The organism is Caproicibacter fermentans (assembly GCF_009746625.1).
GTDB lineage: Bacteria > Bacillota > Clostridia > Oscillospirales > Acutalibacteraceae > Caproicibacter > Caproicibacter fermentans.
Window position 1 is genome coordinate 90,186 of the sequence record NZ_VWXL01000077.1, and the last position, 19,192, is coordinate 109,377.

At 49.7% G+C, this 19,192-nt stretch carries 19 protein-coding genes; 15 read left to right on the forward strand and 4 right to left on the reverse strand.

The window, feature by feature from the left end; all coding sequences use genetic code 11:
* The first annotated feature begins 9 nt into the window (after positions 1-9).
* From hisG to hisE, 7 genes are read left to right on the forward strand one after another with little or no spacing between them, the layout of a single operon-like run.
* Positions 10-666 (forward strand): ATP phosphoribosyltransferase, encoded by a 657-nt coding sequence (gene hisG / locus CAFE_RS13350; protein WP_156990930.1) that lies wholly within the window; start codon positions 10-12, stop codon positions 664-666.
* Positions 660-1,955 (forward strand): histidinol dehydrogenase, encoded by a 1,296-nt coding sequence (gene hisD / locus CAFE_RS13355; RefSeq protein WP_066650498.1) that lies wholly within the window; start codon positions 660-662, stop codon positions 1,953-1,955. Before hisG ends, hisD begins: the two co-directional genes overlap by 7 nt.
* A complete protein-coding gene (gene hisC, locus CAFE_RS13360; protein ID WP_066650495.1) occupies positions 1,945-2,994 on the forward strand; it encodes a histidinol-phosphate transaminase in 1,050 nt (349 codons plus the stop codon). Before hisD ends, hisC begins: the two co-directional genes overlap by 11 nt.
* 19 nt (positions 2,995-3,013) lie before the next feature.
* Positions 3,014-3,589, forward strand: a complete 576-nt coding sequence (gene hisB, locus CAFE_RS13365) for an imidazoleglycerol-phosphate dehydratase HisB (RefSeq protein WP_066650493.1) — start codon at positions 3,014-3,016, stop codon at positions 3,587-3,589.
* Positions 3,590-3,610: 21 nt separating this feature from the next.
* On the forward strand, positions 3,611-4,351 hold the full coding sequence (hisA, locus tag CAFE_RS13370; protein WP_066650491.1) for a 1-(5-phosphoribosyl)-5-[(5-phosphoribosylamino)methylideneamino]imidazole-4-carboxamide isomerase: 741 nt from the start codon (positions 3,611-3,613) through the stop codon (positions 4,349-4,351).
* On the forward strand, positions 4,348-4,707 hold the full coding sequence (gene hisI, locus CAFE_RS13375) for a phosphoribosyl-AMP cyclohydrolase (RefSeq protein ID WP_066650489.1): 360 nt from the start codon (positions 4,348-4,350) through the stop codon (positions 4,705-4,707). Before hisA ends, hisI begins: the two co-directional genes overlap by 4 nt.
* Complete coding sequence (gene hisE, locus CAFE_RS13380; protein WP_066650483.1) at positions 4,700-5,026, forward strand: phosphoribosyl-ATP diphosphatase; 327 nt, start codon at positions 4,700-4,702, stop codon at positions 5,024-5,026. Before hisI ends, hisE begins: the two co-directional genes overlap by 8 nt.
* A gap of 38 nt (positions 5,027-5,064) precedes the next feature.
* Here hisE and CAFE_RS13385 read toward each other — a convergent pair whose 3' ends face one another.
* Both CAFE_RS13385 and CAFE_RS13390 read right to left on the reverse strand, forming a co-directional pair.
* Positions 5,065-5,706 carry a class I SAM-dependent methyltransferase gene (locus CAFE_RS13385; protein ID WP_156990931.1) on the reverse strand — a complete coding sequence of 214 codons (642 nt, stop codon included), beginning with the start codon at positions 5,704-5,706 and terminating at the stop codon, positions 5,065-5,067.
* 43 nt (positions 5,707-5,749) lie between these two features.
* On the reverse strand, positions 5,750-6,709 hold the full coding sequence (locus CAFE_RS13390; RefSeq protein ID WP_156990932.1) for an RluA family pseudouridine synthase: 960 nt from the start codon (positions 6,707-6,709) through the stop codon (positions 5,750-5,752).
* Between the two features lie 145 nt (positions 6,710-6,854).
* Here CAFE_RS13390 and pyrE point away from each other — a divergent pair, with 145 nt between their 5' ends.
* From pyrE to uvrA, 4 genes are read left to right on the forward strand one after another with little or no spacing between them, the layout of a single operon-like run.
* Positions 6,855-7,433, forward strand: coding sequence for an orotate phosphoribosyltransferase (gene pyrE, locus CAFE_RS13395; protein ID WP_066650480.1), 579 nt, complete (start codon positions 6,855-6,857; stop codon positions 7,431-7,433).
* Between the two features lie 26 nt (positions 7,434-7,459).
* Positions 7,460-8,203 carry a JAB domain-containing protein gene (locus tag CAFE_RS13400; protein ID WP_166525142.1) on the forward strand — a complete coding sequence of 248 codons (744 nt, stop codon included), beginning with the start codon at positions 7,460-7,462 and terminating at the stop codon, positions 8,201-8,203.
* A 3-nt stretch (positions 8,204-8,206) separates the two neighbouring features.
* Positions 8,207-10,171: an excinuclease ABC subunit UvrB gene (uvrB, locus tag CAFE_RS13405; protein ID WP_066650479.1), complete on the forward strand. Its 1,965-nt coding sequence runs from the start codon at positions 8,207-8,209 to the stop codon at positions 10,169-10,171.
* An 18-nt stretch (positions 10,172-10,189) separates the two neighbouring features.
* Positions 10,190-13,030 carry an excinuclease ABC subunit UvrA gene (gene uvrA, locus CAFE_RS13410; RefSeq protein WP_156990933.1) on the forward strand — a complete coding sequence of 947 codons (2,841 nt, stop codon included), beginning with the start codon at positions 10,190-10,192 and terminating at the stop codon, positions 13,028-13,030.
* Between the two features lie 160 nt (positions 13,031-13,190).
* On the opposite strand, the gene murC is transcribed toward uvrA, so the two are convergent.
* Complete coding sequence (murC, locus tag CAFE_RS13415; RefSeq protein WP_066650613.1) at positions 13,191-14,570, reverse strand: UDP-N-acetylmuramate--L-alanine ligase; 1,380 nt, start codon at positions 14,568-14,570, stop codon at positions 13,191-13,193.
* Positions 14,571-14,758: 188 nt separating this feature from the next.
* Here murC and dpsA point away from each other — a divergent pair, with 188 nt between their 5' ends.
* Genes dpsA through CAFE_RS13435 form a run of 4 tightly spaced genes read left to right on the forward strand, consistent with a single transcriptional unit; the run spans position 14,759 to position 18,059 of the window.
* Positions 14,759-15,616, forward strand: a complete 858-nt coding sequence (gene dpsA, locus CAFE_RS13420) for a dipicolinate synthase subunit DpsA (protein ID WP_156990934.1) — start codon at positions 14,759-14,761, stop codon at positions 15,614-15,616.
* A 7-nt stretch (positions 15,617-15,623) separates the two neighbouring features.
* Complete coding sequence (locus CAFE_RS13425) at positions 15,624-16,196, forward strand: dipicolinate synthase subunit B (RefSeq protein ID WP_083210301.1); 573 nt, start codon at positions 15,624-15,626, stop codon at positions 16,194-16,196.
* Between the two features lie 42 nt (positions 16,197-16,238).
* Positions 16,239-16,760, forward strand: a complete 522-nt coding sequence (locus tag CAFE_RS13430) for a hypothetical protein (RefSeq protein WP_139104178.1) — start codon at positions 16,239-16,241, stop codon at positions 16,758-16,760.
* A gap of 27 nt (positions 16,761-16,787) precedes the next feature.
* The gene (locus CAFE_RS13435) at positions 16,788-18,059 is read left to right on the forward strand and encodes an O-acetylhomoserine aminocarboxypropyltransferase/cysteine synthase family protein (protein ID WP_066650473.1); all 1,272 of its coding nucleotides are present in this window, start codon (positions 16,788-16,790) and stop codon (positions 18,057-18,059) included.
* A 54-nt stretch (positions 18,060-18,113) separates the two neighbouring features.
* On the opposite strand, the gene CAFE_RS13440 is transcribed toward CAFE_RS13435, so the two are convergent.
* Positions 18,114-19,013 carry a DMT family transporter gene (locus tag CAFE_RS13440; RefSeq protein WP_083210300.1) on the reverse strand — a complete coding sequence of 300 codons (900 nt, stop codon included), beginning with the start codon at positions 19,011-19,013 and terminating at the stop codon, positions 18,114-18,116.
* Between the last annotated feature and the right edge of the window lie 179 nt (positions 19,014-19,192).

The following is a 19,192-nucleotide window of genomic DNA, read 5'->3' on the forward strand; positions in this document are numbered from 1 at the left end:
CTGGTAAAAATGAAACCACTCAGAATCGCCCTGACAAAGGGCAGGCTGGAAGAAAGCACGGTAAACCTGTTCGAACAGATCGGTATCGATTGCTCCGCGGTACGAAACAAAGGCCGAAAACTGATTCTTCCGGTTGGGGATGGGCTGGAAGTCGTTCTCGCAAAGGCGGCGGACGTAATCACTTATGTGGAGCATGGTGTCTGCGATTTGGGAGTCGTTGGGAAAGATACCATTATGGAAAAAGGCGGGAGCTTTTACGAGATCCTCGACCTTGGGTTCGGCAAATGCAGATTTGCCCTGGCCGGTCCTGTCGGGTCGGACTTTTTCAGCGGCTACTCCGCCAGAACCATCGCGTCAAAATATCCGCACGTTGCCCACAGCTATTTTGAAAGCAAGGCAATGGACATTCGGGTGATTAAAATTGAAGGGTCCGTGGAGCTGGCCCCTCTTCTGGGGCTTTCCGACGCGATTGTAGATATTGTTGAAACGGGCACAACCCTGAAAGAAAACGGTTTAGCGGTGATTGAAACCATCAGTGACGTTTCAGCGAGGCTGATTGTCAACGCGGCAAGCATGAAGCTCAGGAAAACGGAAATAGAAGCTCTGACAGACCGAATGGAGCGGTCTGTAAAACTGTCTAGCGTTAAGGAGGAGAGAGTGTGCTGAAAATTTTCGAGGGAGACGGCGCTGCAGGCAAAAATTTGATTTTTCAGTTAAAACGGCGAGGCAGTAAATCAAGCCCGGAAATTGAACGGACGGTTGCAAAAATTATCGAGGATGTTCAAGCACACGGAGACACGGCGGTTCGGGATTATACTTTGAAATTTGACGGCGCTCTTCCCGAACAGATGGAACTGGACAAGGCGGAAATTCATCGGGCGGTACAATCCTGCGATCCTGCGTTTCTAACGGCGCTGGATCGAGCATCCCGGAATATCAGGGACTTTCACGAGCGGCAAAAGCAACAAAGCTGGTTTGCGACGCGTCAGGACGGCGTGATGATGGGACAGCGTATTCACGCGTTGTCGCGTGTGGGTATTTATGTTCCCGGCGGCACTGCGGCTTATCCATCCTCCGTGCTGATGAACACGATTCCGGCTAAAATTGCCGGCGTCGGTGAAATTGTGATGACGACGCCGCCGGGGAAAGGCGGCAGGCCAAACCCGAATATTCTTGCCGCCGCTTCCGTTGCGGGCGTTGACAGAATTTTTCAGGTCGGCGGAGCGCAGGCGATTGCCGCGCTGGCGTTCGGAACCGAAACCATCCCGATGGTCGACAAAATAGTCGGACCCGGAAACATATTCGTCGCAACGGCAAAAAAGCAGCTTTACGGTACGGTTGGCATCGATATGGTTGCAGGACCCAGCGAAATCCTGATTCTTGCGGATGAGACGGCAAATCCCGCCTTTTTGGCAGCCGACCTGATGTCTCAGGCGGAGCACGACGTTCTTGCCTCCGCCATTCTTCTGACAACCTCGCGTGCTGTCGCGGAAGAAACGGTGAAAGAAATATCGCGTCAGGTTCAAAGCCTGTCCCGCCGGGAAATGATTGAAAAGTCGCTCGAAAATTACGGGGCTGTGATCGTCTGCGGGAATCTGAATGACGCCGTTGCTTTTGCAAATGAGCTTGCTCCGGAGCATCTGGAGCTTTGCGTTTCAAAGCCGATGGAATATCTGGGCAGAATTGACAACGCCGGCTCGGTCTTTCTTGGTGAATATTCCCCCGAACCGCTCGGCGATTATTTCGCCGGACCAAACCATGTCCTTCCCACAAGTGGAACCGCCCGCTTTTTCTCGCCGTTGTCTGTCGACAGTTTCGTCAAAAAATCAAGCTTTCTCTATTATACGAAGCAGGCACTGGAGCCGGTGAAAGAAGATATTATGACGCTTGCTCAGACGGAAGGATTGACCGCGCATGCCAATTCGATCCGAGTGAGGTATTCAAATGGCTTATAATCTAAACTCAAAAATCAGGGACCTGAAACCATACGACCCGATCCTGGGTGATTTTCCGATTCGTCTGGATGCGAATGAATCTTTCCTTCAGCCGACTGATGAAATACTTACTAAAATCAGGGACGCTGCTGCAAGCGTTGTTTTTAACCGTTATCCGGATCCGTTTGCCAAGGAGCTCTGCCAAAGTTTTGCCGACTTCTATGGCGTGGATGAAGCGTCCGTCACGGCAGGGAACGGCTCCGACGAGTTGATTTCGGTCATACTGGGTGCTTTTGTCATGAAGGACGAAGCGATTATGACGCTCTCGCCCGATTTTTCCATGTACCGGTTTTATGGACATTTAAATGAAGTGAAGTGCTTTGAATACCAAAAGAAAGCTGATTTTTCCATCGATCTTGATGAGCTGATTTCTCTTACCAAGGAGTATGACATAAAAGCGTTGGTCTTTTCGAATCCCTGCAATCCGACCGGCAGAGGCCTTAAGAGGGAAGAAGTTCGGAAACTGGTCGCTTCCGTCAACGCCCTTGTCGTTTTGGATGAAGCATACATGGATTTCTGGGATCAGTCGTTCATTCGGGAAGCGGGAAACTACGATAATTTAATTGTTTTGCGCACCTGTTCCAAGATGATCGGAATGGCCGCGCTTCGATTGGGATTCGCGGTAGCCAATCCTTCCATTACAAACGCAATACGAGCGGTAAAGTCCCCTTATAACGTAAACGCGTGCTCCCAAAAAATAGGATCCATCGTTTTAAAAGAAAAAAGCTGGCTCGATTCCGGACTTTCCGAAATAAAAGCATCCCGAAAAGAACTTTCTTCCATGTTGAAGTTTCTGGAACAAATTTACTGCAATCAGATTCATGTATACGACAGCGTCACAAATTTCATACTGGTTCGTGTCTTGGAAAGCAGGCGTGTTTTTGAGGGGCTTAAGAAAGCGGGTATTGTCGTCCGGCATATGGGGGATTACATCCGGATCACCGCCGGCACCGCGGAAGAAAACATGAAATTAATCCGATGCTTGAAAACAATTTTATAAAGCGGGGAGGGTGCGCGGCATGAGATTTTCCGAACAGAATCGCGTAACAAAGGAAACAAACTGCTCCGTTCGGTTAGATCTGGACGGAGGGAAAACAGAAATTTCAACGGGTGTCGGATTTTTCGACCATATGCTGAATTCATTCGCCGTTCACGGTGGATTTGGGTTAAAGATTAAAACTTCCGGTGATTTGAACGTCGACGGTCATCATACGGTGGAAGACACCGGCATCGTTTTGGGGAAAGCGTTTGCCGAGGCCCTTGGCGACCGTTCCGGAATTGCGCGATTTGGGAGTTTTTATGTGCCGATGGACGAAGCCCTTGCATTCGCGGCTGTCGATATCAGCGGGCGACCGTTTGTCGTATTTCACGCGGAGTTCTGTCAGGAACGGATCGGTGATTACGATTCCTGCCTGACCGAGGAATTTTTCAGAGCCTTTGCCGTTCATGCGGGAATCACCCTTCATGGTTCGGTAAAATACGGAAATAACGCGCATCATCAGACGGAAGCATTGTATAAGGCGGTGGGACACGCCATGCGGATTGCCGTTGCCCCGGCGGGGAACGGCCCTTTGTCCACTAAGGGACTCTTATAGGGAAGAATCGGAGGAACTGCTGTGATACTTTTGCCGGCAATAGACTTGATTGACGGAGAATGCGTCCGCCTGATCCAGGGCGATTACAACACCGCGCGACGCGTGGCGGAGGACGCGGTTGAAACCGCGCGCTCGTTTCGCGAGGCCGGGGCTCAATGGCTCCACGTAGTGGATTTAAACGGAGCCAAAGCAGCCAAACCCGTGAACGCCAAATTAATGATGCGGATTTTGAAAGAAACCGGGCTTTGGCTTGAAGTGGGCGGCGGAATCCGTGACATGGAAACGATCCGGGCCTACCTTGAGAACGGCATTTCCCGGGTGATTCTCGGCACGGCAGCGGTCAGTCATCCGGAGCTCGTTGTTTCCGCGGTAAAACGGTATGGGGAACGGATTGCGGTAGGGATTGACGCGCGAGACGGCATGGTCGCTCAAAATGGCTGGACGGAAACCTCCTCGATCGACCCTCTCAATCTCGCTCGTCGGATGGAGCGGGTTGGTGTAAAGTATTTGATCTTTACAGACATATCCCGTGACGGAACCCTTTCCGGGCCAAATCTTTCCATGCTAAAACAGCTTCAAAACGGCGTTTCCTGCCGTATTATCGCAAGCGGCGGCATCAGCAGCCTGAAAGACATCTCCGACCTCGCAGGTTTGAACCTGTATGGCGCAATCTGCGGAAAATCGATTTATGCAGGAACACTTGATTTGAAAGACGCCGTCACGCTCTGCGGGCAAATGGAAAGGGAGGGCTCGACTGTATGAATCTGTACCGAGCGGAAATCCGGGAGGATACGATCGAACCCTTCTTTCAGAAAGCGGATCTGCTCCCCGCTGTCGTACAGGAAGAGGGAACAGGCGATGTTTTGATGCTGGCCTATATGAACCGTGAATCCATGCGCAAAACATTGGAAACGGGCTATACATGGTTTTACAGCCGTTCCCGCAGGGAACTCTGGAACAAAGGAGCCACTTCCGGCCATGTGCAGAAAGTGACACGCATTCTTGGGGACTGCGACAACGATACCCTGCTGGTTGTTGTCCGCCAGACCGGCGCGGCTTGTCATACCGGTTCACACAGCTGTTTTTTCAATGAAATCTGGAGGAATACCGATGAGTAACGCTTTGCAGAATTTATATGATACCGTGATCAGCCGAAAGGACGAACACCAGGAGGGATCTTACACCTGCTACTTATTTGAGCAGGGACTTGATAAGATCCTGAAAAAATGCGGGGAAGAGTGCAGCGAAGTCATCATCGCTGCAAAAAACGGCAAAAAAAGCGATACGGTAGCTGAAATATCCGACCTGCTTTATCATTTAACCGTTTTAATGGCTCAGGAAGGAATTTCTCTGGACGATGTGGAAGCGGAATTAGAGAAGCGGAGCGAAAAAACCGGGAATTTGAAAAAATTCCATCAGGTTAATAAAAACACATAAGCGACAAAGACGCCGATGCAAACTGCACCGGCGCTGTTTTATTTGGCTGATTCGCGGCAAAGCGTCAACACCCCCGCACAGAAGGAAACCGGCTGAAACGCGCATGCAAGATGCAATCCGCTCATTTGCCGTGTGAATTCCTCTGCCGTAAAATAATGTTCGTCCTCGTCCCAAATATCGGCGAATTTTCTGTGGCAGGTTTCATATTTCTCAGCGGTCCGGAAAGACACGTCCCCGATAATAATCTGCCCTTTCTCAGTCAGATGGTCCGCAAGACCGGTAAAAAATCTGGCTCTGCGGTTCACCGGAACGTGATGGAATGAATAGGTCCCAAGGATAAAGTCGTATTTCCTTTGATCAAGCTCCTGCGGAAGCCCTTCCGTAAAGTCGCCCTGTGCCAGTACCGCCTTCGGCATTTTTTTCCTTGCCAGGCAAAGCATGTCTTTTGAAAAATCCATACCGAAAATCTCATAACCATCCGAATAAAGGCGAGAGGTAAGGGAAGCCGTTCCAAGCCCAAGATCCAACACGGCCGACCCGCCGCCTGACTGTATTCGATGATAAATCTCCGTTAAAACATTTTGATAGCCAGCGAAAGGGTAAGCATTTTCTTTCTCGTTCCGTGAAACTGTTTTGTCATAATCCGGCGCCCAACGGTCGAAACCTTCCTGCGTAAGCATCAAATTTTCGCTCCTTTTCAATCATTTGTGAAAGCTCATCCCGTCAGGAAAAACGGTAAAATTCCTTTAAAAACCAGATGTTCTTTGCCTCAATCTCCCTGCCGTTCAAGTATTCCAGAATCCCCGAATCAGACTCAAACCGAAATTTCAGCTTATAGGAATAAAGGGCCTGATAAGGAAATCCCGACGCTTTGTTGCGGGCGTTGGTTCCGTATTTCCCGTCTCCGGCCAGCGGATGACCGATGGAAGCAAGATGAGCTCTGATCTGGTGCGTGCGTCCGGTCAGCAATTCCACCTCCAGCAGGCTGAATTCTTTCCGCTCCGATAAAACCCGATACCGGGTTCTGATCGTTCTGGTATCCGCTGTCGGTCTTTCTGAAATATAAACACGGTTTTGCGTTTCGTTTTTTTGCAGGTATCCTTCCAGCGTGGCTTCTTTTTTTTGCGGAACGCCGCATACAACGCAAAGATAAAGCTTCTGCAGTTCGCGCTGTTTCACTTTTTCATTCATGATGCGAAGAGTTTCCGCGTTTTTTGCCGCCATTACGAGTCCGCCCGTGTTTCGGTCAATTCGGTTGATTAGTGCGGGAGCAAATGAATTTTCCTCATCGGGTCTGTATTCTCCCTTGTCAAAAAGATAATGCTGAACCCGCGCGATCAAAGAATCAAAATGATAACTCTCATCAGGATGGACAATCAGGCCGGGCTGTTTGTCCAAAACAAGCAGATTATCGTCTTCATATGCAACATTCAACCGGGCCGGTGCCTTCAAAAAATCATATTGTTTCGGCTGTGTCTGGAAAAATTCATCCTTTAAATACATCGAAAGCACATCGTTTTCCGCTAACCGATCGGATATGCCGCACCGTTTGCCGTTCAGTTTAATATCTTTTTTGCGAATGCTCTTGTACAACATGGACTGAGGAAGATTTGGGAACGATTTGGTAAGGAATTTGTCCAGCCTTTGCCCGGCGTCATTCGCACCGATTACAACTGTTTTCATAATTTATATAATCTCCTGAATAAAAATGGATATATAATTGATTATATCATGATTTGAATGGAACGAAAGCCCGAAAAGGCTTTTCAAATAATATATTTTAGTATATAATAGAAAAAATAGAAGAAAAAACAAAGGGGATTCATGCATGACTCAGGAACGCGCTCTGGAAATATTCAACGAAGCGGGCGTTTTGCTGGAAGGACATTTTAAGCTGACCTCCGGCCGGCACAGCAACCGCTACCTTCAGTGTGCCAAAATTTTTCAAAACACCAGATACAGTGAAGAGCTTTGCGCTGCTCTTGCCGAAAAATATAAGAGCGAAGGTGTTGAAATTGTAATCGGGCCGGCAATGGGCGCTGTGCAGATGGCTTATGAAGTCAGCAGGGCGCTGGGATGTGAAAACTTCTTTACCGAACGCGGGGACGACGGCAAAATGACTCTGCGCCGCGGCTTCGCAGTGACCCCTGGGCAAAGAATACTTGTTGTAGAAGATGTTGTAACGACCGGAGGCTCTGTGCGCGAAGTAATAGAGCTTATTCGGAAAAGCGGAGGCATCGTTGCCGGGGTCGGTTCTATTGTGGACCGCACGGGGGGAGGAATCGATTTCGGCGTTCCGTATCAGGCGGTTGTTTCGCTAAAAGTAGAGTCATGGGAACCTCAGGACTGCCCTCTTTGTAAAGCGGGAGCCCCCGCTCCGATCAAACCGGGCAGCAGAAAGAGCTGATTCTTAATAAAAGGGAGCGGCTGCTTTTGGAGAAAAACACCACTGCACAAAATCGGAAGCAGCCTGAAACGGAATCTCTGCACGTAGGGCACAGGGAACGGGTAAAAAATCAATTTTTAGCCGGCGGGCTGGATTCTTTTCAGGCACATTCAGTTTTGGAACTTCTCCTTTTTTATGCAATTCCGCTTAAGGATACAAATCCGATTGCCCACCAGCTTCTGCAGAAATTCGGTTCTCTGTCCGGGACTTTCGACGCCCCGTTTGAAGAACTCCTGAAAGTTAACGGGATCGGAATGTCGGCGGCAACATTGATTAAATTGATTCCTCAGCTTTGCCGAAGGTATCAAGAGGACCTCGACCGCGATAAAACTTATATTTACAGCTACGACGAAGCCGGCAAGCGCCTGGTGAACAAATTTATCGGCCGCCAGAACGAAGTCGTGGTTTTGATGCTTCTGGACAGCAAGACCCGTGTTCTGTACTGCGATGTTGTGGATGAGGGAGCCGTGAATTCCGCCAGTATTTACATTAAAAAGATTGTCCGGCTCTCCGTGCAGTATGACGCCGTTTACGCTATTTTATCCCATAATCACCCTAGCGGAAATTGTCTGCCGTCCAAGCAGGATCTGAGCACAACGCGGTGGATCTATGAGGCGCTGGACACGGTGGAGGTCAGGCTGATCGACCACATCATCGTCAGCGGCAACGATTATCTTTCGATTGCAAAAAGCGAACTGATGCCGGATTTGTTTAACCCTGAACTGGAGTAAAAAATGGATTTTAAACTGGTTTCAAACTATCAACCGACCGGGGACCAGCCGAAAGCGATTCGGCAACTGGTGGACGGGCTTGGCAAGGGAGCGCGGGAGCAAACCCTGCTTGGAGTAACCGGCTCCGGAAAGACGTTTACCATGGCAAACGTCATTGCCCAAATGAACCGGCCGACCTTGGTACTGGCCCATAACAAAACGCTTGCGGCACAGCTTTGTTCAGAATTTCGTGAGTTTTTTCCGGAAAACGCCGTGGAGTATTTTGTCAGTTATTATGATTATTATCAGCCGGAAGCATATATTCCCACGACGGATACCTATATTGAGAAGGACTCCGCAATTAACGACGAAATCGATAAACTTAGGCACTCCGCTACTTCCGCGCTTTCTGAACGCCGGGACGTGATTATTGTCGCCAGTGTTTCCTGCATTTACAGTCTGGGCGACCCAATCGATTACCGGACCATGGTCATTTCTCTGCGCCCCGGGATGAAGAAAAACCGTGACGAGCTGTTAAAAAGGCTGGTCGAAATCCAATATGAACGAAACGACGTCAATTTTATCCGAAATAAATTCCGCGTCCATGGCGACGTGGTCGAGATTTTTCCTGTTCAGTCCAACGACACGGCGGTACGCGTGGAGTTTTTTGGGGATGAGATCGACAGAATCCGCGAAATCAATCCTCTTACAGGGGATATTAAATCGGATTTAAAGCATATCGCGATATATCCCGCCTCTCATTATATTGTTCCGAAAGAAAAAATGATGCGCGCAATTTCCGAGATTAACCGGGAGATGGAGGAACGCGTAGCGCTGTTTCAAAGTCAGAACAAGCTGATCGAAGCACAGCGCATACAGGAGCGGACGCGTTACGACATGGAAATGCTGGGAGAGATCGGGTTTTGTAAAGGGATTGAGAACTACTCCCGCGTTCTTTCCGGGCGGGAACCCGGAAGCTCGCCGTTTACGCTGCTCGACTATTTTCCAAAGGATTTTATTCTTTTTGTGGATGAGTCCCATGTCACTCTGCCTCAGGTTCGCTCTATGTATGCGGGGGACAGAGCCAGAAAGGAAACGCTGATCAACTTCGGCTTCCGCCTTCCTTCCGCTTATGATAACCGCCCGCTGAATTTCGATGAATTTTACCGGCATATCAATCAGGCGGTCTTTGTCAGCGCGACGCCGGGCGACCTGGAAAAAGAAAAATCAGCGCAGATTGTCGAGCAGGTCATTCGTCCGACCGGACTGGTGGATCCGGAAATCATTGTAAAGCCGACCGAGGGACAGATCGACGATCTGATTTCGGAAATCAACCTGAGAGCCGCGAAGAAAGAGCGCGTGCTGGTTACAACGCTGACCAAAAAAATGTCGGAGGATCTTACGTCATATCTGGATTCCATGGGAATTCGCGTACGCTATATGCACCATGATATCGATACGATTGAACGAATGGAAATCATTCGCGACTTGCGGTTGGGCGAATTCGATGTACTGGTCGGGATTAACCTTTTGCGCGAGGGGCTGGATATTCCGGAGGTTTCTCTGGTCGCCATTCTCGACGCGGACAAGGAGGGCTTCCTGCGCAGCGAGCGTTCTCTGATTCAGACCATCGGCCGCGCGGCCCGCAACGCGAACGGACAGGTGATCATGTACGCGGATTCCGTTACGCCCTCCATGGAGGCGGCAATTCGGGAAACCCAGCGCAGGCGCGATATTCAGATGCGGTACAATCAGGAACACGGCATAACGCCGAAAACGATCGTCAAGAATGTTTCCGACATTCTTGAAATCAGTTCCAAAAGAGAAGATTCGGATGCCGGCAAGAAACGCAAACGTCTTACGTCTTCCGAACGGAAACGAATGATAGAAGAGCTAACCAAGGAGATGAAAGCGGCCGCCAAGCTGCTGGAATTTGAGCACGCCGCATGGCTGCGCGACCGGATAAAGGAGCTCAGCAGCGGAAAGTAGCAGGATTACGGAGGAAGTATGTCAGCAAAAACCATTCTAGTCAAAGGCGCCAGAGAACACAATCTGAAAAATATCGATTTGGAGATACCGCGTGACAAGCTGATCGTCTTTACAGGGCTTTCCGGTTCCGGGAAGTCCTCGCTTGCGTTTGATACGATCTACGCGGAAGGGCAGCGCAGGTACGTGGAGTCCTTATCCTCGTATGCGCGGCAGTTTCTTGGGCAGGTGGACAAGCCGGATGTCGATTCCATCGACGGCCTTTCTCCGGCCATCTCCATCGATCAGAAAACAACCTCAAAGAACCCGCGTTCAACCGTCGGAACCGTCACGGAAATTTACGATTATCTGCGTCTGCTGTACGCCAGAATTGGGATTCCGCATTGCCCGGTCTGCGGCAGGGAAATCCGTCAGCAGACGATCGACCAGATTGTCGACCAGGTCATGAGCCTTCCGGAAGGCTCAAAAATTCTTGTGCTGGCTCCCGTTGTTCGTGAAAGGAAAGGGGAGCATCAGAAAGAATTCGAGGCCGCGAGGAAAAGCGGATATGTCCGCGTCCGTGCCGACGGCCTTATTTACGATCTTTCAGAAACCATCAAACTGGAAAAAAACAAAAAACATACGATCGAGATTGTTGTGGACAGACTCGTGATACAACCATCCGTGCGGTCACGCCTGGCTGATTCCATTGAAACGGCTTCCGGGTTGTCGGGCGGTTTAACCGTCATCAGCGTCGTTGACGGAGAAGATCATATGTTTTCACAAAACTATGCCTGTCCGGAGCACGGCGTCAGTGTGGAAGAGCTGACGCCCCGGATGTTTTCCTTTAACAATCCCTTCGGCGCATGCCCTAAATGTTCCGGTCTTGGACTCTTTATGAAGATCGACCCGAATCTGATTCTTCCCGATAAGAATCTCTCGATCAATCAGGGAGGCATCAAAGCCGGGGGATGGGCGATGGAAGGCAACACCATCGCTGCGATGTATTTTCAAGCGCTTGCGAAGCACTATCATTTTTCCCTTGACACTCCGGTCGGAAAGCTCCCGAAACAGATTATCGACATACTTCTGTACGGCACCAAAGGTGAAAAAATACGGGTGGAGCGAAGCACCGATTTCGCGCACAGCGTCTACCAAACTGAATTTGAAGGCGTCGTCAACAATCTTGAACGCCGCTACCGGGACACGCAAAGCAACTGGATCAAAGAAGAAATACAGTCCTATATGAGCGCGATCCCCTGCGATGCCTGCCATGGAAAACGGCTGTCTCCCGTCAGCCTTGCCGTGACGGTGGGCGGCATCAATATCGCCGACCTGTGCGACAAGTCCATCTCCGAAGCTCTTGAGTTTTTTGACCGTCTGAAGCTCTCGGAACGGGAAAACATGATTGCCCGGCTCATCCTGAGGGAAATTCGCAGCCGTCTCGGCTTTTTAAAGAACGTCGGCCTGGAATATCTGACGCTTTCCAGGTCGGCGGGAACTCTTTCCGGCGGAGAAAGCCAGCGAATCCGCCTTGCAACACAGATCGGTTCCTCCCTGACCGGCGTTTTGTACATTCTGGACGAACCCAGCATCGGCCTTCACCAAAGGGATAACACGAAGCTGCTTGATACGCTGAAGCACCTGCGGGACATCGGCAATACCGTCATTGTTGTCGAACACGACGAAGAAACTATGCTGGCCGCCGACCATATCGTCGACATCGGCCCCGGCGCCGGCGTCCATGGCGGAGAGGTCGTTTTCAACGGCAAGGTCCGGGATATTCTGAAATGCAAAGGTTCCGTTACCGGAGATTATCTGAGCGGGCGCAGGAAGGTTGATATTCCCGAGAAAAGGCGGGAAGGAAACGGGAAAAAGCTCTCCATCGTCGGCGCGTCGCAGAACAATCTGAAAAATGTCAGCGTGAATTTTCCTCTCGGCGAGTTTATCTGCGTCACCGGTGTTTCAGGTTCCGGAAAGTCTTCGCTGATCAATGAAATTCTTTATAAATACCTTGCCGCGGAACTGAACGGAGCCAAAACCCGCCCGGGTTCGTTTCAAAAAATTACCGGGCTGGACGCGCTGGATAAGGTCATCCAGATCGACCAGTCGCCGATCGGGCGCACGCCCCGTTCCAACCCGGCGACCTACACCGGCGTCTTTACCGATATTCGGGATTTGTTTGCGTCCACGCAGGACGCCAAACTTCGCGGCTATACTTCCGGCCGGTTTTCCTTTAACATGAAGGGAGGGCGCTGTGAAGCCTGCGAGGGAGACGGAATCATCAAGATTGAGATGAACTTTCTTCCGGACGTTTACGTTCCCTGCGACGTCTGCAAGGGAAAGCGCTATAACCGTGAAACACTCGAAATCAAATATAAGGGAAAAAGCATTTATGACGTACTGGAAATGACCGTGGAAGAAGGGCTTCAGTTCTTTTCCGGCATTCCACGCATCGCGCGGAAACTGCAGACGATTTACGACGTGGGACTCGGCTATGTAAAAATCGGCCAGCCCGCGACCACGCTGTCGGGCGGAGAAGCACAGCGGGTCAAGCTGGCGTCTGAGCTGAGCAAACGCCCGACTGGAAGAACCATCTACATTTTGGACGAGCCAACCACGGGCCTTCATATCGCGGACGTTCATAAACTGATCGAAGTTCTTCAGAAACTGGTCGACGGCGGAAACACGGTTCTTGTCATTGAGCATAATCTGGACTTGATTAAGACGGCGGATTATATTGTTGACCTGGGGCCGGAGGGAGGAAACGCCGGAGGTCAGATTGTCGCCACCGGTACCCCGGAAGAAATTGCAATGGTTCCCGAATCCTATACAGGACAATATCTGAAAAAAATGCTGCAGGGAAAGGATTCTGCCGAGTAGCTTAAAACGAACCGCAATATGGAAAAGACAAGCCTGAAATGGGCATAAAAAGAGCCGCTATGAACCGTATCCTCAAAAGCCAGTCAGGATTTTGCCTGGCTTTTGACATTTCATAGCAGGCTCCGATTTTTTTTGCAGCAGTGGGGAATCCCCGCCGCTGCTAATTTTTTTGCTGATATTTTTTGACAATCAGATTGGCGCATTTATAGACGTCGCCGCCGCCGAGGGTCAAAATCAGATCGCCGTCTTTCGCATGTTCCAGCATATAGTCCGAAATCTCATCAAATGTTTTAAACCAGACACACCCCGGAATTTTGTCGGCCAGGTCTTTGGCATAGATATGATACGTATTCGTTTCGCGAACGGCAAGAATTTCAGAAAGCACGACCCGGTCCGCGATTTGTAAAACCTTTGCAAAGTCGTCCAGCAGCATATAGGTTCTGGAATACGTATGCGGCTGAAAAACAGCCCAGACCCGTGAAAAGCCCATCTGCTTTGCGGCGGTCAGCGTCGCCGCGATTTCGGTTGGGTGGTGCGCAAAATCATCGGCCACCGTAACCCCGCCATATTCGCCCAGCAGTTCAAATCTGCGGTGGACTCCCGTAAACTGATGCAGATTTTCCGCAATCACTTTGGGCTCTATGCCCAGATGGTCCGCGACCGCAAAAGCGGCCAGGGCGTTATAAATGTTGTGCTTGCCCGGAACACTCAGGGTGACTTCGGCCAGTTTTTCGCCCTTTCGATAAACGACGAATTTTTCACGGGCCCGTAGTGTATTGCAAATTTCGTCCGCGTAATAATCGTTTTCCTTGTCAAACCCATAGGTGAGAATCTCCTTCCCCTCGAGGCCCTCAACCGCTTTCATTGCGTTTTTATTGTCCCCGTTTACGACAAGAAGGCGGGATGTCTGTTCGGCAAACTGATGAAAAGAGCGAATGGTGTTTTCCACCGTGCCGAAATAATCAAGGTGATCATTATCAATATTCAGAATTACGGAAATTGCGGGGTGTAGTTGCAGAAAAGTATCGACATACTCACAGGCTTCGCAGACGATGGTGTCGGAATGCCCCACGCGTCCGTTTCCGCCGATGAGCGGCAGTTTCCCTCCAATTACAGCGGAGGGGTCTTTTCCGGCGCCGATCAGAATCTGAGTGATCATGGCCGTCGTCGTCGTTTTGCCGTGCGTTCCGGAAACAGCCACTGCGTTTTCATACCGGCGAGCCACCATCCCGAGCATAACGGACCGCTCGACCGTCGGTATATTTTTCTCCCGCGCGGCCACCAGCTCCGGGTTATCCGGCTTTACGGCGGCGGTGTAAACCACCAGTTCGGCTCCGTCGATGTTCTCCGCTTTTTGCCCCATGAAAACCGGGATCCCGTAAGAACGGACCCGCTCCAGAGTATCCGATTCGCTGATATCCGACCCGGTCAGTTGATAGCCCTGATGGAACAGAATTTCGGCAATCGGGCACATCCCCGATCCTCCGATTCCAACAAAATGTATTTTTTTAACCTTTGACAGGGTGTCGTATAATTCCATAAGTTTTCTCCTTACCATTGTTTTTGTGCAGAAAGCGCTCAAATAAATATATTGCCAAACATATTTATAATAATCACATTTTGGAATATATGCAACAGAAAATATATTTTTGCATTTCTTCCATAGAATCACATTGCAGGAACCACCTCCATACTATGTTAGAAGAAAATAGCAGGGGGCTTCTCTTTATGAAAGAAAACTGCAGTTTCGGAGTTTTGGGCGGGGACGGGCGGCAGATCGCAATGGCGGAATCCATCGCCGCGGACGGCTTTTCCGTATACGCCTTTGGTTTTGAGGATGTGGAGTTTCACGAAATGATTCGCAAGTCGGAATTAGAGGAAGTGATTAGACACTGTGAATCTATCATTCTTCCTTTGCCGGTAACCTCCGACGGAATTCACCTGAAAGCGGATTACAGTAAGAAGCAGATTGTATTGGACGATAATTTTGCAGAGCTTCTGCGAGACAAACAAGTTTTCGGCGGTAAAATGGGGCGGCTTTTTCAAACGAGCAGGCAGTGGGACCGCATCAATACGCACGATTACAGTTTGCGGGAGGAGTTTGCCGTTCGCAATGCGGTTCCCACGGCGGAAGGCGCCATTGAAATCGCGATGAGGGAATACCCCGGCACATTGAACGGAAGCCGGTGCCTTGTCGCCGGGTACGGTCGGATTGGCAAAGTGCTTTCCCGGATGCTTTACGGAATCGGAGCCCGTGTCACTGTCAGCGCAAGAAAACAAGCGGATCTCGCATGGATTCGTTCCTGCGGATACTCGGGCATTTTGACGGAGCAGGTTGGAACGGGAAACTACGACATGATTTTTAACACAATTCCGTATCCTGTTTTTGATCGTTCCGTTTTGACAAAAATGCAATGTGATCCTCTCATTATCGATCTTGCGTCTCTTCCGGGCGGAGTGGATCTGCAGGCTGCGGAAGAGCTGGATCTTCATGTGATTCATGCGCTCGCGCTTCCGGGAAAAGTCGCGCCGAAGGCAGCTGGAGAAATCATCAAAGAAACGATTTATCATATTCTGAAGGAGTGACGGCGTTTTGAATGAGATTACGTTCGGATTCGCAATGTGCGGATCGTTTTGTACGTTTGACAGCGTACTGGACGAAATGAGAAAAATTGCCGGGCAGGGTTACAGGCTTTTGCCGATCATGTCGGAAACCGCTTCTTCCACCGATACACGTTTCGGCAGGGCGAAAGATTTTCTCTGGCAGGTCAGCGACATTTGCGGCAAAGATGTCATTACAAGTATTGTCGGTTCCGAACCGATCGGCCCCAAAAAGCTTGTCGATCTGATGATCGTCGCGCCGTGTACCGGCAACACGCTTGCAAAACTTGCAAACGGTATTACGGACACAGCTGTTACAATGGCCGTCAAATCCTGTCTGAGAATCGGAATTCCGGTCGTGCTGGCTCCGGCCACAAACGATGCTCTGGCTGCCTCCGCGCAGAATTTGGGCAGGCTGATGAATGTAAAACATATTTATTTCGTACCCATGCGCCAGGACAATCCCGAAAAGAAACCGAATTCCGCCGTGGCGGACTTCAGCCTGATTCTTCCAGCCGCTCTCGCGGCTTTGCAGGGAAATCAGCTTCAGCCGGTGTGGCGATAGAAAAAATCAAAACACAGCTTGAAATTCAAAGTAAAAATTGCTATGATTGGAAACAGATTGGAAGTGAAACGGATGCTCTACTGCGCAAAATGCCAGGTTCTTGCCAAATCGGAGGCCGTATGCCCATCCTGCGGAAGCAAAAAGCTTCGGGAGGTTCGGGCAAACGACCCCGTTTTGCTTTTTACGGCAGATGAAATGCAGTGCGGCATGATCCGCGCTGCGTTTGACAGCAACGGCATTCCTCATGAAGAACGAATGTGCGGGCCTGGTGCGCCGCCTTCTATTTTGTACGGAAAAATGCCGAATTCGCTTTATCATATTTTCGTTCCGTATGGGGAAGTGGAACGCTGCGAAGAGATTTTGCACGGAATCGGGGCACTGGGCGAAAACAAATTCGAAAGAAACGGCCCTCAGAATTCAGATGAAGACCCATCGGCAGCGATGAGCCGCGGAGAGCGTATTTTGGTACGTATTCTATCGGCTGTCATGTTTCTGGCTCTTGTCTGGGGCGTTGTATCGATTGCGGATGAATTCATTGATTTTATAAAATCCGCACTTACTTAAAGTATATTTAATAAAAGGAGTTTTTTCATGGGATACCATATAGATACAGACTGCATTCATGCGGGATACGAACCGAAAAACGGAGAATCCAGGGTTCTTCCGATTGTTCAGAGCACAACATTTAAATACGACAGCGCGCAGACGCTTGGCGAGCTTTTTGATTTGAAAGCCGACGGATTTTTTTATACCAGAATCGGAAACCCGACGATTGATGCCGTGGAGAAAAAAATCGCCGTGCTGGAAGGAGGAGTCGGCGCGCTTTTAACATCCGCCGGGCAGGCCGCTTCTCTGATCTCAATTTTAAATATTTGTCACTCCGGCGACCATATGATTGCCTGCAGCGCAATTTATGGCGGAACCTTCAATCTTTTTTATAAAACCATACGTGAAATGGGGATTGAATGCACCTTTGTCTCCGCCGACAGCACAAAAGATGAACTGGACGCGGCTTTTCAGGAAAATACGCGCTGTGTGTTTACGGAAACACTTTCCAACCCGTCCCTTATCGTAACCGATCTTGAATTGTTCGCAAAAGCGGCTCACGAGCACGGTGTCCCGCTGATTGTCGATAATACTTTTCCAACCCCCGTCAACTGCCGTCCGTTTGAATTCGGAGCCGATGTTGTCGTGCATTCCACTACAAAATACATGGACGGGCACGCGGTTCAGGTCGGCGGCGCGATAGTGGACAGCGGCAATTTCAACTGGGACAACGGAAAGTTTCCTATGCTGACCGAACCGGACGATTCCTATCACGGAACGGTTTATACGAAGGACTTCGGGAAAAGCGCCTATATTGTCAAGGCGCGCGTTCACCTGATGCGGGACCTTGGGGCACAATCGTCCCCGATGAATGCATTTCTTCTCAATCTTGGTCTTGAAACGCTTGCGCTACGCATGCAGCGGCATTGTTCCAACGCGACGGCGGTTGCGGAATTTCTGGAAAGCAACGACAAAATCGAATGGGTCAATTACCCCGGCCTGAAAAGCAGCAAATACTATAAGCTTGCCAAAAAGTATATGCCGCACGGAACCTGCGGCGTTATTTCCTTTGGAGTAAAGGGCGGCAGGGACGCGGCGGCAAAGTTCATGGAAAACCTCGAACTTGCTTCCATTGTCATCCATGTTGCCGACCTGCGCACCTGTGTCCTGCACCCTGCAAGCACCACGCATCGGCAGTTGAATGATGAGCAGCTGAAAGATGCCGGCATCAGCCCCAATATGATCCGTTTGTCCGTCGGGATTGAAAACATCGAAGATATCCTCGGCGATATCAAACAGGCCCTTGCTAAGCTCTGAATAGAATCTTGTATCAAAATTGTCTCCCGGAAAAAGAGAACCGGAAGGCAATTTTTATTTCACTGTTTTCAGCTTTTTTCCGGACAGGAATATGCGGTCTCCGTGCTCCGAAAGCATCATTGCGATAAAAATCAGCAGAAATCCGCCAAAGGTTCGTTTGGTGAGGGACTCATGCAGAAAAACGATGCCGCAGATAGTTCCGAAAACAGATTCCAGAGACATGATCAGTGAAGCTTTTGCCGGCGGCGTATACTTTTGACAAATCGTCTGAAGAACGGTCGTCAGCATGGTACCGATGACGCCAAGATACAGAAGAGAGAAAACGGATTGAGCCGGCAGGGAAGTCGGAATCTTTTCCGTCCATACAGCAAACGGTAACGCAAAAATTACTGTGGCAAACGCTTGCGTAATGCAGATCAGAATAGGGTCGTGTTTTTCGGTAAGAATACTGATGGTTACGATCTGCATTGCGAAAAACAGCCCGCAGGCGAGAGAAAGCAGGTCGCCCGGATTCATGGAAAAACCATTCTGAATGGAAAGCAGACCGACTCCCGTAATACACATACATGCTGAAACAAGATGAAAAAGTCGAGGCTGCTGTTTTCGCACCGCCCAATACAAAAATGGAACAATGACACAGTAGACCGCGGTGAGAAATGCATTTTTTCCGGCCGTGGTATATTCAACCCCGACTGTCTGCAGTTCATATCCGGCAAAATTTTGAAGGCCGATTACAAAACCCCATTTGATATAAAAGAGGTTGATCTGTTTCAATTTTTTAAAAAAGAAAAGACAGAGAAACACAGCCGCGATACTGAATCGCAGCACAATCATGGTTGCGGCCGGCACCGTGTCCGTTGCGTTTTTTACAACAACAAAGCTGCTGCCCCAAATCATTGTGACAAGAACAATGCCCAGCTCCGCAGCAACTGATCGATTTCGTAAAATTCTCAACTTAGCACCTCAATCCTAAAATACGACAATGAAATATTATAGCATTCCTTTCAACAATCGGCAATACGGAAAAATACGTTTCTAATTTGTAAATTTTAATGGAATCCTATCGAATCATTCTTTTCTAACTTGTGGAACTGTGGTATAATTATTTTTGTTTCACCGAATCTGTTTTGGAG